At 49.6% G+C, this 16916-nt stretch carries 17 protein-coding genes; all 17 read left to right on the forward strand.

All coding sequences use genetic code 11. The features are described from left to right. Positions 1-67 precede the first annotated feature (67 nt). The 17 genes from hpnC to P9L94_13090 all read left to right on the forward strand — a co-directional run bounded on the left by hpnC (position 68) and on the right by P9L94_13090 (position 16911). Positions 68-1048: a squalene synthase HpnC gene (hpnC, locus tag P9L94_13010; GenBank protein ID MDP8244999.1), complete on the forward strand. Its 981-nt coding sequence runs from the start codon at positions 68-70 to the stop codon at positions 1046-1048. A 15-nt stretch (positions 1049-1063) separates the two neighbouring features. Next, the gene (hpnD, locus tag P9L94_13015) at positions 1064-1924 is read left to right on the forward strand and encodes a presqualene diphosphate synthase HpnD (protein MDP8245000.1); all 861 of its coding nucleotides are present in this window, start codon (positions 1064-1066) and stop codon (positions 1922-1924) included. Continuing rightward, a complete protein-coding gene (hpnE, locus tag P9L94_13020) occupies positions 1915-3261 on the forward strand; it encodes a hydroxysqualene dehydroxylase HpnE (protein ID MDP8245001.1) in 1347 nt (448 codons plus the stop codon). Before hpnD ends, hpnE begins: the two co-directional genes overlap by 10 nt. A gap of 194 nt (positions 3262-3455) precedes the next feature. After that, the gene (locus P9L94_13025; protein MDP8245002.1) at positions 3456-4922 is read left to right on the forward strand and encodes a PQQ-binding-like beta-propeller repeat protein; all 1467 of its coding nucleotides are present in this window, start codon (positions 3456-3458) and stop codon (positions 4920-4922) included. 243 nt (positions 4923-5165) lie between these two features. Beyond that, positions 5166-5819 carry a hypothetical protein gene (locus tag P9L94_13030; protein MDP8245003.1) on the forward strand — a complete coding sequence of 218 codons (654 nt, stop codon included), beginning with the start codon at positions 5166-5168 and terminating at the stop codon, positions 5817-5819. 79 nt (positions 5820-5898) lie between these two features. Further along, the gene (locus P9L94_13035) at positions 5899-6129 is read left to right on the forward strand and encodes an addiction module protein (GenBank protein MDP8245004.1); all 231 of its coding nucleotides are present in this window, start codon (positions 5899-5901) and stop codon (positions 6127-6129) included. After that, positions 6126-6422, forward strand: a complete 297-nt coding sequence (locus tag P9L94_13040; GenBank protein ID MDP8245005.1) for a hypothetical protein — start codon at positions 6126-6128, stop codon at positions 6420-6422. The genes P9L94_13035 and P9L94_13040 overlap by 4 nt, the downstream gene beginning before the upstream one ends. Before the next feature lie 209 nt (positions 6423-6631). Beyond that, on the forward strand, positions 6632-8074 hold the full coding sequence (sufB, locus tag P9L94_13045) for a Fe-S cluster assembly protein SufB (protein ID MDP8245006.1): 1443 nt from the start codon (positions 6632-6634) through the stop codon (positions 8072-8074). 238 nt (positions 8075-8312) lie between these two features. Continuing rightward, positions 8313-9065, forward strand: coding sequence for a Fe-S cluster assembly ATPase SufC (gene sufC, locus P9L94_13050; protein MDP8245007.1), 753 nt, complete (start codon positions 8313-8315; stop codon positions 9063-9065). A 40-nt stretch (positions 9066-9105) separates the two neighbouring features. After that, positions 9106-10434: a Fe-S cluster assembly protein SufD gene (gene sufD / locus P9L94_13055; GenBank protein ID MDP8245008.1), complete on the forward strand. Its 1329-nt coding sequence runs from the start codon at positions 9106-9108 to the stop codon at positions 10432-10434. 38 nt (positions 10435-10472) lie between these two features. Beyond that, positions 10473-11747: a cysteine desulfurase gene (locus tag P9L94_13060; GenBank protein MDP8245009.1), complete on the forward strand. Its 1275-nt coding sequence runs from the start codon at positions 10473-10475 to the stop codon at positions 11745-11747. Further along, a complete protein-coding gene (locus P9L94_13065) occupies positions 11748-12203 on the forward strand; it encodes an SUF system NifU family Fe-S cluster assembly protein (protein MDP8245010.1) in 456 nt (151 codons plus the stop codon). It begins immediately after the preceding gene. A 21-nt stretch (positions 12204-12224) separates the two neighbouring features. Then, complete coding sequence (locus P9L94_13070) at positions 12225-12551, forward strand: DUF59 domain-containing protein (GenBank protein ID MDP8245011.1); 327 nt, start codon at positions 12225-12227, stop codon at positions 12549-12551. A 449-nt stretch (positions 12552-13000) separates the two neighbouring features. Continuing rightward, positions 13001-13801 (forward strand): hypothetical protein, encoded by an 801-nt coding sequence (locus P9L94_13075; protein ID MDP8245012.1) that lies wholly within the window; start codon positions 13001-13003, stop codon positions 13799-13801. Beyond that, positions 13788-14525, forward strand: a complete 738-nt coding sequence (locus P9L94_13080) for a hypothetical protein (GenBank protein MDP8245013.1) — start codon at positions 13788-13790, stop codon at positions 14523-14525. The genes P9L94_13075 and P9L94_13080 overlap by 14 nt, the downstream gene beginning before the upstream one ends. A gap of 53 nt (positions 14526-14578) precedes the next feature. Next, positions 14579-15439, forward strand: coding sequence for a hypothetical protein (locus P9L94_13085; protein MDP8245014.1), 861 nt, complete (start codon positions 14579-14581; stop codon positions 15437-15439). 227 nt (positions 15440-15666) lie between these two features. Then, on the forward strand, positions 15667-16911 hold the full coding sequence (locus P9L94_13090) for a type II secretion system F family protein (protein ID MDP8245015.1): 1245 nt from the start codon (positions 15667-15669) through the stop codon (positions 16909-16911). Positions 16912-16916 lie beyond the last annotated feature (5 nt).

Genomic DNA, 16916 nt, shown 5'->3' on the forward strand with positions numbered 1-16916 from the left:
ATGAAATGAGTTGAAATGACTTTCCCCGCTGATCCCGCCCTTCGCTTCTACCAGACGGGCGCGGCTGGTGATACCATACGCCATCATGACGGCGGCGCATTTATCTATCGAATCCATCGGCGCGTTTTACCGCATCCCCAGCAAGCCTTCCGGCCCGCGGTGGACGCTGGAGGAGTCGTATGAATTTTGCCGCAACCTGACCACCTCGCATTACGAGAATTTCCCGGTCGGTTCGATGATGCTGCCCAAGGCCAAGCGGCGCTTTGTGTATCCGATTTACGCCTTCGCCCGCATTTCCGACGACTTTGCCGATGAAGACCAATACGAAGGCAAGCGGCTCGATTTTCTCGACGAGTGGGAGCGCCGCCTGTCGGCCTGCGTCGAAGGCGAGGCCGATGACCCAGTGTTTATCGCTCTGGCGGACGCGCTCAAACAACTCGATTTGCCCGTGCAATTGTTTCGCGATCTGTTGCACGCCTTCAAACGGGATGTCACCGTCAAGCGCTATGAAACGCTGGACGACGTCAACGAAATGTATTGCCGTTACTCAGCGAACCCGGTCGGTCGGTTGATCCTTCATTTGTTTGATTACCGCGATGAAGAATTGCACATTCTCTCTGACCACATCTGCACGGCCTTACAACTCGCCAATTTCTGGCAGGACGTTGCGGTCGATCTCAAGAAAGACCGCATCTATATTCCGATCCGGGAAATCAAAGCGGCAGGCTATAGCGTGGACGAATTGTTCGCGCGGGTGTACGATGATCGGCTGGAAGGAATCATGCGCAGTCTGGTCAAGCGCACCTGGGATTTATTCGACCAGGGGTATCCGTTAGTGGAGCGCGTCGCCTGGCCTCTATCGGCGGAACTGCGCTTTACCTGGATGGGAGGCGTGACCATTTTAAAAGGCGTGGTTGACAACGGCTTCAACGTCGTCGAAAACCGCCCCGCGCATTCGAAATGGGATTTCATGCGACTTGCCGCGCGGGCGGCGCTGCCTATCGGCGGCGTACGCAAACGTTGGCATAATACATTTACGAAATTATAAACTGGAGCATGGGTTTTGGGCGTCGCTGAAACAGTCGAAGAAAAGACAAAACAGAGCAAGACCAATTTTTATTATTCCTTCCTGTTCTTGCCGGAAGTGAAACGCCGCGCCATGTTCACGGTGTATTCGTTCTGTCGCCATACCGACGACATCGTCGATGAAATCGAAGACAAAGACGAAGCCCGCCGCGTGTTAGACGACTGGCGCCGTCAACTCGACCAGTGTTATGAAGGCGACGCCAAAGACCCCATCCTGATTGGGCTGCAAGAAATGAATCAGCACTTTCATTTACCCAAAGAGTATTTTCATTTGCTCATCCAAGGGTGCGAGATGGACCTGGTCAAGAAACGCTATGCGACCTTCGATGAGTTGTATCAATATTGCTATCATGTCGCCTCGGTGGTCGGGCTAATTTGCATCGAAATATTCGGCTATCGCAGCGAACAAGCCAAAGAATACGCCGTGAATTTAGGCATGGCCCTACAACTGACCAACATCATGCGTGATGTGGGAGAAGATGCGCGCAATGGCCGCATCTATCTACCGGGAGAAGACCTGGAGCGGTTCAACTATCCAGAAGAAAAATTGATGAACGAAACCTATTCTGACGAATTTATTGCGTTGATGCGACATCAGCAACAACGCGCTTCGGCGTATTACCAAAAAGCGCGTAGTTGTTATGACCGTCACGATCATCCCATGCTGTTTCCCGCAGAAATCATGGGCAAAATTTATCATTCATTGCTTGTCCGTATTGTCGCCGCTGATTTCAACGTGTATCAGCAGCGCATTCGCGTTTCCAACTCGCGCAAGATGACGATTGCGCTGCGCGAATGGTTGGGCGCGCGCGTCCAGGGTGCATTTCAATGGTCGTAAGCGCACTTATTATCGGTGGGGGATTTGCGGGACTTTCCGCCGCCGTTCAATTGGTTGACGCGGGCTTGCGCGTTACGTTGCTCGAAAAAAAATCGCACCTCGGCGGTCGGGTCTATTCCATTCCAGACCGCGAAAGCGGCGATTGGATCGATAATGGCCAACATGTGTTGATGGGTTGCTATCACGAAACGCTAGAACTCATGCGCCGCATCGGGACTCTCGAGTCAGTGCGGTTCCAAAAAACATTATCAGTTTCCTATCGCGGCATGGACGCAGGCGCCGACCTGCTGCATTGCCCTGTCTTGCCGGGCCCGCTTCATTTATTGGCCGGGCTGAAAAAAATGCAGTCGCTCAGTTTTAGCGACAAACTGGCGGCGTTGCGCTATGGCTTGTCGCTGAAATTACACGGCGCTCGCAAAGACGAAACCATCCATCAAATGTCATCGCGCCTGCGCCAACCCTCGGCGATTCGCCAGCGGCTTTGGGACCCGATTGCGCTCTCAGCGATGAATGAAGAAACCGCCTCCGCCGACGCGGGGGTGTTTGCGCGCGTATTGAAAGACGCCTTCTTTGGTAAGGCGCGCGACTCGCGCTTGGGGCTTCCCATAAAGCCGCTAAGCGAAATGCACGGCGAGTCAGCGATCAATTATCTGCTCAAACACGAAGGCCGCGTCGAACTCAACGCCAAAGCCAAAGCCTTCGACTGGGACCAATCGCGCATCAAAGGCGTTGCGCTCGCGAACGGCGAGCATATTCAATGCGACTTGTGCATTAATGCCACGCCGCCCAGCGCGTTACAAAAAATGCTGTTGGCTTCAGGACTCGAAACCATGATCTCAGCGCCGGACCTGGGGACGTCGCCGATCTTGAGTTTGTATCTCTGGTTTGATGAAGAAGTCGCTGATGAAGATTTCTGCTGTCTTCAACAATCGACCTTTGAATGGGCGTTTCACCGCAAGCGATTTATGAACGAGGGCGAACACGCGAAGCCTTGCGTGTGCCTGGTCGCCAGCGCGGCCCGGCGCCTGGACGGGCTTTCACGCGAGGAGATCATCCGCCGCGGCATGGACGACCTGCGCCGCGCGTATGGGACGCGCGTCCCCGAACAGCCGACGCAAGCGACGGTGTTTTGGGAAAAAGAAGCGACCTTCTCTTGTACGCCGGAGAACAACAAAAAACGCCCAGCGGCCAAGACGGCGTTGAAGAATTTTTTCCTGGCGGGCGATTGGACGCAGACCGGACTGCCCGCAACCATCGAAGGCGCCGTGCGCAGCGGCAATAACGCCGCAAAAGCCGCGTTGACTTACCTCAAAGAAAAAGAACGCTCGCGGTTTTAGTCATCGCTGTTTCATTCGGTCTTGTAGAGATGGAGGCGTCTTTTATTGCTTCGGTGCGGGCTTATCGCCCCGCCTCGTTAATCACTAGGGATTTTCATTTGACTTACTTGATGCATCATTTATGATGCTCTTACCCATCCTGGTCGTTCTCACCCGTGTAACCAAAATATTCCGAACAAATTAAAGGATAGTAAATGAAGAACCTTGCCCTTACTCGCAATATGCTTTTTACAGCAATGACATTTTTAATCGTGGCCGTTTGTCTTACTGCCGACGCAAGCAATCAATGGGACCGTTTTCGCGGGCCGAATGGAAGCGGCGTAGCAGAAGGTGCGAACCCGCCTGTCGAATTTGGAGCAGACAAAAATCTTCAGTGGAAGGCCGAGTTGCCCAAAGGCCAATCGTCGCCTGTGATGTGGAACGATAAGATTTTTATCACCGGATTCGAAGATTCAAAATTGATCACTGTTTGTATTGACCGCAAAACAGGCAATGCGCTTTGGAAGAAAGCCTTTGCCGTCGACAAGGTTGAATCTCATCATTCTCAAAACAGCCCGGCGAGTTCGTCGCCCGCCGTTGATAGCGAACATGTGTATATCTATTTCGGGTCTTATGGAATGCTGTGTTACGACCATGACGGCGCCGAAGTCTGGACGACGCCGGTCCGTACGCCGATGAACATGCACGGTACGGCGACCTCTCCGGTACTGTACAAAGATTTCGTCTACTTGATTCACGACAGCCTCGACGGCGACTCGTATCTCTTAGCGTTAAACAAAAACGACGGCTCAGAGGCATGGAAAGCCAAGCGCGAAGTCTATAACCCCAACTGGTCGACGCCCTTGCTCTGGAGCAAAGGCTCCGGCGATGAACTGATTGTCTTAGGCGGCGGGCGCCTGACTTCGTACGACCCGCTTTCCGGCGAAGAACATTGGACGGTGGACGGGTTCGGCGCGGCGATCCCCATCCCAATCGTGGGCGGCGACTATTTGTTAGCCAGTACGTTGTCTGCCACAGAATCTGACTCAAAAGTAAATTATTTTTCGTGGAACTATTTTGTGAAATTCGATGAGAATGGCGACCAGTTGGTTTCCGCCGAAGAGATTCCCGATGACGTTATGATTACAATGGACCCCGATTTGCCTGAGGGTAAAATGCCCGCCGAAGGCATTATTGAATGGGTGGATCGCGACCAGAGCCGTTCAATGTCAGAAGAAGAACTGACCAATTTTATTAACCTGGTTTCATTGAATGTGCGCTCGTCAATCAAAGCGGTGAAGTCTGACGGCAAAGGGAAGAACGAAGTGGTTTGGAAATATGAACGCTCGATTCCTTACATGCCTTCCAGCATCTATGTCGACGGTCTCGTCTATCTCTGCAAGGCGGGCGGGGTTGTTACATGCCTGGACGCAAAAACCGGCGAAGAGGTCTATCGAAAACGATTGGGCGTCAAGGAAAATTATTCGTCGTCTCCTGTCTCCGCGAACGGGCGTATTTATATCTCATCACAGGCTGGAAAAATCACCGCATTCACAACAGGTCGCGAGCCGGAAGTTTTAGGGACGAACGATTTGGGCGAAGGCGTCAACGCGACGCCGATGATTGCAGACGACGCAATCTATGTGAGAACCGAAACCGCCTTATGGGCGTTTGGTAAATGATTGTTTGAAAGAGGATTTGGGCAGTGAGGCTTCGGGTGCGCTTACCGCACAGTATTTTGTCAAACCCTCTTAGGCGCTGGTTAAATCATCAGGCTTGGGCGCATCTTCCGTGAGGGCTTTCATGCCCTTAAGCAAGAGACGCACCCAAGCCTGTTATTTTTTTACGATAGAAGAATCTGAAATGGTATTCCATTTGACGCGAGTCGTTATTTGGTGATATCTTCCGCAATGGGAGAGTTCACCATGAAACGAAAGTACATCATCGAAGCCAGCATCGCGGGAGTTGTGCTTGCTATTATATTTGCCTTAACGATCCCGCATTTTCTTCATGTTCAAGCGCAAGGTAAGGCAGCCGCGATGCAAGCGTTTGGGAACCAAATCATTGATTCGATTGTAAAAGACAAAACTCATTTACATCAATTGATGAATAAAATGAGTCAGGGGCAGGTTTTTGAAGGGAGTTCTACTTACCATCAAAGAAATGCTAGTAGAGGGCAACATTATTCAAAAACGTATGGGATTTATATAGAAAACAATTTTGTGGCTGATGTGTTTCCTGATATTGAGAAATTGAATTGGGACTATAGCAATATTGGGATATCGGTTGTGTGTGCATATCCTTATGAATCAAACGGTATTAAGCATGAATCTGATTTTGAACAAGAACCTTTTTTAGTTTGGGTTGCAATTTGTGTTGGAAGAGAACTGAAGTTTCCGCCGCGCAAGTTTTTTAATGTGGAAGTCGGCGATGATGAATTCATGCAATTAAATAGGACCCATATTCCCTATAGCCCGTCAAATGGTCTCGACAGTTATGGCGAGTTTCTTTCGAGTACGGAGCCGTTCTGGCCTAAAAAGAAACCTGCATTCATGGAGCCGTCGCCGGAAGATGAGTGACTTTAAGGCAACTTCTCGCGGTAGGCTTTTTTTGTGTATAATCAACTCATGAAGTAAACAGTTGAATGGACTTGCCGATATGAATGCGAATGCAGAAAAAATTATGTTAGAAGCGCTCGAGTTGCCCCCTGGCGTTCGCGCGCTGATTGTGGAAAAACTGATCGAGAGTTTAGACGCCGCCCCGACGACTGAACTTTCGCCCGAATGGAAAGCCGAGATTCAAAAACGTTGTCAAGAAATTGATCGCGGCGCGGTTGAACTTCGCGATGTAGATGACGTGTTTAAGCAAGCGGCTCAGTCGTTGCCATGAAGAAAACCGTTTTTCATCCAGACGCCCAAACAGAAATGACTGAAGCGGCGATCTATTACGAATCTCTCCAACAAAACCTCGGCAAACGCTTTCTCGCCTCCGTCAAAGACAGCATCCATCGCGTCCAAATCAATCCTGTGTTATATCCTGTAATTGAACTTGATGTCCGGCGGTGTCTTGTTCGTCCATTTCCCTTCGGCGTCATGTATCGAGATATGCCCGGCAAGATTATTGTCGTCGCCGTGATGCACCTTCACCGGGAACCCGGTTATTGGAAAGACCGGAAAAACTAAAATAAACCTTATAACTTGCTAAAGATTGTCATGAATTTGGCGGAAAATACTTGACAGAGTCAACTAATGCAGCCAAAATAGTTGACATGGTCAAGTTTTTTTTAGACGCCCCAGGCTGATCCACAAGAGATTCACGATGGACCGGTATCGCGCTTGACCACTTAAACCAAGAAAATTCAGATAATAGTAACGTATAAAGGAGTCAGTTGATGTCCTCATCTAACGAAACCATCCAGGACGCGCTACAAGAATATAAATACGGTTTCGTCACCGATGTCGAAGTGGAAGCGTTCCCAAAAGGGATCAACGAAGACATCGTCCGCATGATATCGGCCAAGAAAAACGAGCCGGAATTCATGTTGGAGTGGCGTTTGAAGGCTTTTCGCCATTGGTTGGAGATGAAAGAGCCGCAATGGCCCCATTTTAAGTACGGCCCTATCGACTACCAGGACGCCTACTACTACGCCGCGCCTAAATCAGACAAAGACAAGCCCAAAAGCCTGGATGAAGTTGATCCTGAGATTTTAGAAACCTACAACAAACTCGGCATCCCGCTGAAAGAACAAGAAGTGCTGGCGGGGGTTGCTGTGGATGCGGTGTTTGACAGTGTGTCTGTCCATACATCGTATAAAGAGAAACTCGCAGAGTTGGGCATTATCTTCTGCTCGTTCTCAGAAGCCGTTTTGAATCATCCCGACCTGGTGAAGAAATACCTGGGTACGGTGGTTCCGTATACGGACAACTTCTATGCGACGCTCAACTCCGCCGCATTCAGCGATGGCTCGTTTGTGTATGTGCCGAAGGGCGTACGCTGTCCGATGGAGCTCTCGACCTATTTTCGTATTAACGCCGAAAATACCGGACAGTTTGAGCGGACGCTGATCATCGCCGATGAGGGTTCGTATGTCAGTTATCTCGAAGGCTGCACCGCGCCGCAACGCAGCACCCAGCAGCTACACGCCGCAGTGGTCGAACTGGTTGCGCTCAAAGGCTCGACCATCAAGTATTCGACCGTACAGAATTGGTACCCCGGCGATAAAGACGGCAACGGCGGCATTCTTAACTTCGTCACCAAGCGCGGCAAGGCGCTGGAAGATTCGAAAATCTCGTGGACGCAGGTCGAAACCGGTTCTGCGATTACGTGGAAATACCCCAGCTGCATCTTGCAGGGCGATAACGCAGTCGGTGAGTTTTATTCCGTTGCGTTGGCCAATAATCACCAGCAGGCCGATACCGGGACGAAGATGGTGCACATCGGCAAGAACACCAAGAGCACCATTATCTCAAAAGGCATTTCCGCCGGGCAGGGACAAAATACCTACCGCGGCCAAGTCAAGATCATGAAGAACGCCGACGGCGCCCGCAACTATACCCAGTGCGACTCGATGTTGATGGGCGACCGCTGCGGAGCGCATACGTTCCCGTATATTGACGTACACAACAACACCGCTCACATCGAGCACGAAGCGACTACATCGAAGATCGGCGAAGACCAGATTTTCTATTGCCAACAGCGCGGGCTTTCGGAAGAAGATGCGGTCAACCTCATCGTTAACGGCTTTTGTAAGGAAGTGTTTCGCGAATTGCCGATGGAATTCGCCGTCGAAGCGCAGAAACTTCTCAGCATCAGCCTCGAAGGCAGCGTCGGGTGATTTCACCCTTTCTTAAGCGATGGCGTAGTTCCTTCTCCCTCTGGGAGAAGGTTAGGATGAGGGTTAAAAAAGTTGCATTGTGAAAGTGCAATGTAAGCCCTCACCCCAGCCCTCTCCCAGTGGGAGAGGGAGCCGAGTGTGCGACTTAGCCCCACTTTTTAAGGGGAATGGCGCTGCAGGGGCAGGGGTAAATAGCGAAAGACAATCAAAAATATTGAAATCATACGGAGACAAAGACATGTTGTTAGACATTAAAAACCTTCATGCCTCAATCGACGGCAAGGAAATTTTGAAGGGCGTGAACCTGACCGTAAACCCCGGCGAAGTACACGCCATCATGGGGCCGAACGGCTCCGGCAAAAGTACGCTCTCGCAGGTGCTGGCGGGCAACGACGCCTACGAAGTCACGGCGGGCGAAATCATGTTCAATGGAAAAGACCTGCTCGAATTGGAACCGGACGAACGCGCCTGCGAAGGCATCTTTATGGCGTTTCAATATCCGGTTGAGATTCCCGGTGTGCAGAACAATTACTTTTTGAAGACCGCTTACAATGCGATTCGCAAATATCGCGGCCAAGAGGAAGTCGATGCGGTGACGTTTATCAAATTGCTGAAAGAAAAAGCCAAACTGGTTGATCTTGATGACAAACTGATGAAGCGAAATGTCAACGAAGGCTTCTCGGGCGGCGAAAAAAAGCGCAATGAGATTTTCCAAATGGCGGTGTTGGACCCTCTTTTGGCGGTGCTGGATGAAACCGATTCCGGCCTCGACGTTGACGCGTTGCGCACGGTCGCGGGCGGCGTGGATAAATTGCGCGACGACAAGCGCGGCATTATTTGCATCACCCACTATCAGCGCATCCTCAATTATCTGGAGCCGGACATTGTTCACATTCTCGCCAATGGCAAGATTGTGCGCACCGGCGGCAGCGACCTTGCCCATGAAGTCGAAGCGAAGGGCTACGCCTGGTTAGACGAAGGCGCAGCGTAAGAAGTCCCGAAACGCGAACCTCGATGGAGACTGTTTGACTATGTGCGCACAATCCACAACGGAATTACAAGAAGCCAAGGCGCCTTACAAGGCGGCGTTTGAGGCCCTTTCAAAAAATATAACGGGTCAGGAACCCTCCTGGTTGTCGGAGATTCGCAAAGAGGCGTTCAGCCGCTTTGATGAACTCGGCTTTCCCACGACCCGGCAGGAAGAATGGCGCTTTACCAACGTCCGCGCTTTGGCGGCGCAGGAATTTTCCATTGCGGAAGAGGCCGCGTCCTATCCGAAGGACGCGTTTCTGGCTGCTTCCGTCCCGGCGCAAGACGCCTATCGTCTTGTGTTCGTGAATGGTTTATTCTCGACAGAATTGTCCGATCTCGCCGACATTCCCGCGAACATCAAAGTCGGCTCGCTGGCCTCAGCCTTACTCAGCGACCCGGCGGCGGTCGAGCCTCATCTGGCTCGCTTAGGTAGTTACGAAGCCAACCCGTTTGCTGCGTTGAATACCGCCATGATGCGGGACGGCGCGGTGGTTTTTGTACCGCAGGGCGTGATTTTAGATAAACCGGTTCACTTGATTTATTTGAGCAACGCCAGCGAAGGCGCTGTTGTGAGTTATCCGCGTACGCTGGTGATTGCGGGCAATAATTCGCAATTCAACGTGATCGAATCATTTGCTGGAATCGGCGAGACTTACTTCACCAACGCCGTGACCGAAATCGTCGCGGGCGAGAATGTAAACGTGCACCTGGTTCGCTTACAACGCGAAGAAGAGACCGCCTATCACATCTCGACCACGAAGGCGCTGTTAGCGAAAGACGCTGTGGTGAAACACCACAACATCTGCTACGGCGCCGCATTGACGCGCAATAGCATCGACGCCGTCCTCGACGCCGAAGGCATTGATTGTACGCTGAACGGGCTGGTGTTGGCTCGCGGCAAACAACACGTCGACAACCAAACCACGCTGTTCCACGAAAAGCCCCATTGCCACAGTTGGGAAATGTACAAGTCAATTCTTGACGGTGAATCTCAATCGATATTCAAAGGCAAGATTTTTGTCCAGCAGGATGCGCAAAAAACGGACGCCAAACAAAATAGCCAGGGGCTATTGCTTTCTGATAAAGCCAGCGTTCACTCGATGCCCCAGTTAGAGATTTACGCGGACGACGTGAAGTGCACCCACGGCGCCACCACGGGTCGGCTCAACGAACAGGCGATTTTTTACGCGCAGACGCGCGGCATTTCAAAGCCGCAAGCCCGCGCGATGTTGACCTATGCGTACGCCAAGGAAGTGGTGGACGAGATTCCGCTGGAAGCAGTGCGTGAAGAACTCGACGCGCTAATCAGCAGCCGTCTGCCCGTATAAACCGCCGCGCCTTTAGGCCGGCGTGACAAGGAACTACTATGTGCTGCGCACTGAACGCCGTGTATCAATCAAACTCCGTATTGGACCCAAACGCCGTGTTTGACGTTGAACGCATTCGCGAGGATTTCCCCATTTTGCGCCAGCAGGTGCATGGCAAGCCGCTGGCCTATCTCGACAACGCCGCCTCGGCGCAGAAGCCGCAGGTTGTCATTGATGCGATGAACGAAGTGATGACTTCGTATTATTCCAACATTCATCGCGGCGTTCATAAACTCAGCGAACTCTCAACGCGGGGGCACGATGAAGCGCGGGTGAAAGTCAGCGCGTTTCTCAATGCGCCAGACGAAAAGCAAGTTATCTTTGTGCGCAACGCAACTGAAGGAATCAATCTCGTTGCCCGTACATGGGCTGACGCCAATCTCAAGCCCGGCGATGAAATTCTTATTACCCACATGGAGCACCACTCCAACATTGTGCCCTGGCAGATGGCCTGTGAACGCACTGGCGCGACGTTGAAGGTGGTCCCGGTTTTAGACAACGGCGAACTCGATCTAGATGGGTTTGATTCATTGTTGAATGAAAAAACCAAACTGGTCGGCGTGGTTCATGTCTCGAATGCGCTGGGCACGATCAACCCGGTTGAAGAGATTATCAAGCGCGCGCATCAACAGGGTGCGTTGGTATTAGTTGACGGCGCTCAGTCAACGCCCCACATGCGCGTTGACGTGCAAGCGATGGATTGCGACTTTTTTGTGTTCTCCGGGCATAAGGTGTATGGGCCGTCCGGGGTGGGAGCGCTCTATGGAAAGCGCGAACATCTCGAAGCCATGCCGCCGTTATTCGGCGGAGGCGATATGATTACGTCCGTCTCGTTTGAAAAAACCGTCTATAACGAAATTCCCTATAAATTTGAAGCGGGTACGCCCGACATCATCGGCGCCATTGGCCTGGGCGCGGCGATTGATTATCTCGAATCGGTTGGATTAGATGCCATCGCTGCGTATGAAAATGAACTGCTGGAATATGGAACCGCGAAACTCGCCGACATTGCGGATGTGAAGATGATAGGGACGGCGCCCCAAAAAGCGGCCATCCTGAATTTTGTTCTCGATTGCGCGCATCCCCATGATATCGGCACCATTTTAGATCAAGACGGTATCGCGGTGCGCACCGGACACCATTGCACCGAGCCGCTGATGAAGCGCTTTAACGTCCCCGCGACTGCGCGGGCGTCGATGTCGTTTTATAATACCAAAGAAGAAATTGACCGGCTGGCGGACGGCATTCGTAAAGTAGTCCGTCTGTTTCGTTAGATGAAAACAACGGCGGAAGAATTATACCGGGCCGTTATACTTGAACATGCGCGGCAGCCGCATCATTGCCGCGAGATGGACGGCGCAGACCGCACGGCGGTCGGCTATAATCCATTATGCGGCGACCGCTGCACCGTGTATTTGCAGATGCCGGATGAACGGATTGAGCAGGCGGCGTTCACCAATGAAGGCTGCGCGATTTCAACCGCTTCGGCGTCGATCATGGCCCAACTGGTCGAAGGCAAGACGCAGGCCGAGGCGCTCAGTTTGTTTGAGCAATTGCAACGATGGCTAACGGACGAAGCGCAACCGTCCCAACCGCCGGAGAACGGGTCTTTGCTTTTTGCGCTCGCGGGTGTGCGTGATTTTCCCATGCGGGTAAAATGCGCATTATTGCCCTGGAAAACGCTGGATGCCGCGCTGAACCATCAGCGCGATGCCGTAACGACAGAATAGAATGAAATAGAGGTATTATTTATGGAAGGCGCTTCCACTTCACAAGCCGACGTACAAGAACGCATCATCGAAGCGTTAAAAACTTGTTACGACCCTGAAATTCCGGTTGATATTTATGAACTGGGGTTGATCTATACCATTGATTATCGCCCCGACGATAAGTTCGCCGACGTCACCATGACGCTGACCTCGCCCGCCTGTCCGGTCGCGGGGACGCTGCCGGGTGAAGTCGAAGACAAGGTGCGCACCGTTGACGGCGTCGATGACGCCAAAGTTGAAGTGGTGTGGGACCCGCCCTGGACCCCCGACCTGATGTCAGAAGCCGCCCAGCTGGAACTGGGCTTCTAAATTAATCCTACAAACAACGGACACCCGTAGGGGGCGCAGCGTGCTGCGCCCTTTTTTAATTGTAATGACGTAAAACAGCGGACTGGGGGGCGTCTCTCTTCGCTTCGGTACAGGGCTTCACGCCCTCTTTACACAGGCGCTTTTACTATGCGCGTGTGGACACGTGCGCTCCAATTTGCCGCCCTTCGTTAAGTTTCCTGCCCTCTTTGTATCTAATTTGAAGGAAGAAAGTTGGAATACTTTTTTGAAAATCGATTTATTCAGTCAATTTTTCAAGCCTATGTAATGCAATACTTTAGTGCAGTGGTTCCTGGGTAGATGCGGCAAAGCATGACATTCCTAGTAATATTTAGAAGTGAGATTTTGTGTTGACAGAAATGTATATTCACCATATTATTTCCTTCGAACGTACAATACAAAACGTACAATACAACTTGAGGAGAGGCAAAATGAAGACTTCAAAGTTGTGTATCGGTATTATTGTTATCTCATCAATTCTCATTCTCTCATTTGCGATCAAACAAGTCTGGGCAGCGTGCTCTAGTATATCATTCGGAAACACGAAATACTTCTATTTTGATGTTGTTGCTTCTCCACACTGCTTAACTTATGGTATTACCCAAAATGATTTAAAAACTGCAATAGAAAATGCAGATTATTACATTCAATCACCACAGCCAGAGATTACAAACCCAGATTGGGATAAAACAGCAAGTGTGCATTTTTACTTATCTGATTTCATCGCTCCTACTTCTCAGGAGATGATTGATTATAATTTGACTGAATATGTAGATCTATATTCTGAATTTGTAAATTGGATGCATTACACATGTCTTAAAACAGATTATGTAAGATTATTTATGGTATATGATACTACTGTATATCCAGGTGCATCAACACTTGGTCAATCTTTGCAGCGTTTAAAAGATACATATCCATTATGTGAATGTTACTGTTTTGATGGTTTACCTTGGCCCATATTATATGATGGTGAGTTCTTCTTAAGCCATAATAGTTATCAACGCTCTATAGTAATTGCTCATGAATTTCAACATACATTAGTTATAGGCGATGCCTACTATGATTGCCCACAAAATATCATGTCAGCAGATATATGGAGTGGCTTTCATGGTTCTCGAGTATTGCAAGTGCAAAGAATGCATGATTCGAATGCGATGTGCCCTACTTGTTATAAAAGGGTAACTGATCAGCTCCCAAACGTACATTGTGATTATTATGATGGACTTTAATTCATTTTTTCAAGAAAGGTATTCCAAAATGTATGCCAATAGACTAATAGTTATATCGGTTTTAATTCTGCTCTCAACTTCTGTTTTTAGTGCTTTCTCGCATGTAATTGTTATTAATGAAAAAACAGATAAAACAAAAGCGGTTCAAGAAATCAGCAGGTTTACTTACAATCAGAAGCATTTCAGCGTAATGATGGATGCGCTGGGTAAAGATGCGATTGATATAATAGGCAAAGAGTTTAACGAAGCCACTTCTGTATTAGAAAAAAAGAACTTGCTTCTCATGTTAAGGCATTTTAAAAAAGATGCAAAGAAGCATGTAAATGATCTCAAAAAATATATTGATAGTAATATGGGTAAAGAACTGTCAAAAGCTGAGTTCAGTTGCTTGCTTATTTCATTTGATACTCTCGCTCAAATTTCTGATGACAGGAAGTATTTGTTTGAATTTGCTGCTGATATTTTGTATGATCAATATTGGGAGAATAAACGTCTTCCAATAGTGACCGATGGATTGCAGGATGAATCGATAGTAAATATGCGTATTAAGAAAAAAGCAAGCAATGTTCTTGCTTGGATTGGCGGCGAAGATGCAAGGTTGGTTTTAGAGGATGTGGCAAACTATGAGGAATCATTAGGTAATAATAAACTATCATTTGCGCTGAGAAGTCAATCTAATTTAATTAAAGAAAATGGTTCGCTTGAAGCAATGGAGTTAAAGTAATTGAATAATTCGTGAAATAGACCGTTTTCTTTTTGGTTTAAGGAGAAATAGTTATGAATGTACTTCGGTCGATTATTATTGGATTATTACTTTTGTTAATTTTGTCATCATCTTTCTCTGAAACCATTGCAATAAAAGCTGTAGAAGGTCTGCGTTATACATGGGGGCTGTTCCCTCGCCCACCACTCACTATCGATGGGCCAGCAATTCCTTTAACTGTTGAGTCTATGACAGGTGTTGAGAGAGCAACGATTGAAATAGACGTATGGCGATTCAAGATCGAATCTCTCAATACATTTAACTCAGGTTTCTCTTATCGCTTTGAGCAAAATGGTAGTAGAGTGACCATTATCATCGAGCGAAAAAATTCTGCGACATCTTCAGCAAATATAGGGCTACAACTCATCCCCAATTACACAGAACCACGATGGGAAAAGAACACAAAAACCTTTGGGCAATTTCGGATTGTACGCGCGAATTTTGAATTCAGAGAAGGCGTTGAAAATAGGATTGCTGAGTTTCACCACGGCAGTTGGTATGTCTATGACGATAACATTATGAATGGATGGAGCGTAAATCTGTTTTCTAAAATAGACAACCAGCCATTAAATGGCGTCTATGTTCAACTGGTTGGCTTGGCTGATACGCCAACTATATTCTCCTATGAAGGCAAGCGGTTTGGATTAGATACGAATGAAGACGGCTATTCGTTTGCTACTCTCCCAGACTTCGATCCCTCAATCCTTCATGACGGCGACGGGTTTCCCGCATGGTTTTATTTGGACTTTCCTGAAGGCTCGCCCTATGAATCAAGAGTGATGAAAGTCCATTCACAGCCGCCTAACCATAATCTCCACTTCGAACTCTACGTCAGCCCCACCAGCAGCGCCCACGATTGGCAGATGTATCAGTAGACGGTAGTAAAAATTCATCCTGTCATCGATATCCACAATCAGGCAATGCTTGGGTGTTGTGGATACACCCGTGTCCAGTTGACGCTGGCGTAGCGATTCGATATTGTTTATAGTAGACTCTGTAGGATGCAAGGGTCTGTATCTTGGCTTTATTTGCTCATTGTGGTAGGTTTCACTCTCGGCCATGGGCCATTGGCAACGCGTAACGTTTTTCGTGGAGATCACTTATGCCGACGTTTTCATACAAAGCGATGGATAAAGCGGGCAAAGAAGTCCGCGGCAACATCGAAGCCACCGGCGAGGACGCTGTCGTCGAACGCCTCCGAAGCATGGGGTATTACGTTACCCAAATCAACAAACACAAAGCCGGCATGGGTCAGATGGACCTCAACGACCTGCCGATTGTCCGCATCATCGGGAAGATTATTTCCCGGGGCAAGGTGCCCCTGAAGCACATGTCGGCTTTTTCGCGCCAGTTGGCGACGCTGATCGGCGCAGGTTTGCCTTTGTTGCGTAGTTTGCAGATCCTCGGCGAACAGATCGAAGACCGCAACCTGAAAGACGCCTTGCAGAAAATTATTGAATCAGTCGAAGGCGGTAGCTCCCTGTCGGAAGCGATGGGAAAATTTCCCCGCATCTTTAACCGCCTGTACGTCAACATGGTCAAGGCGGGTGAAATCGGCGGTGCGCTCGAGCAAGTTCTCGACCGTCTCGCTCTCTTCCAGGAAAAAAGCCAGGCGGTGCGCTCTAAGGTCAAGGGCGCGATGTGGTATCCCGCTGTTGTTATTAGTATCGCCCTTATCGTTGTCGCGGTCATTTTGATCTTTGTTGTTCCCAACTTCGCCGCGATGTTTGAAGGCCTCGGCGGCGAATTGCCGTTCCTGACCCAGCTGCTGGTCGACTTCAGCGACGGGCTGGTGATTTATTGGTATCTTCCCTTGATTGCCATTGGCAGCATCATCGGCCTCTTTAATTTTTTAAATAGTTTCCCCAATGGGCGGTATATCATAGATCGCGGGCTATTGAGGCTTCCGATTTTTGGCACCATTGTGCAAAAATCCGCCGTGGCGCGGTTTGCGCGTACCTTCGGAACGCTGTTGGATACGGGCGTCCCCATTTTGCAGACGCTGTTGATCGTTAAAGACACATCCGGCAACGAAGTGGTTTCGCGGGCGATGATTGATATTCACGCTTCGATTCGCGACGGCGATACCGTCTCCGAGCCGATGAAGTCCTTCTCGATTTTCCCTCCGCTGGTGGTTCACATGATCGCGGTCGGTGAAGAAACCGGTGCGCTAGACAAAATGCTCATCAAAGTCGCCGAAGCCTATGAACGCGAAGTTGATGATGCGGTCGATGGTTTGGCGAAACTGATCGAACCGTTGATGATCGTCGGTCTTGGGGGCATTATCGGTACGGTCGTTGTCGCGTTGTACCTACCGATCTTTACCATTACCAACCAGATTAAATAACGCGC

The organism is Candidatus Hinthialibacter antarcticus (assembly GCA_030765645.1).
Taxonomy (GTDB): Bacteria; Hinthialibacterota; Hinthialibacteria; order Hinthialibacterales; family Hinthialibacteraceae; genus Hinthialibacter; species Hinthialibacter antarcticus.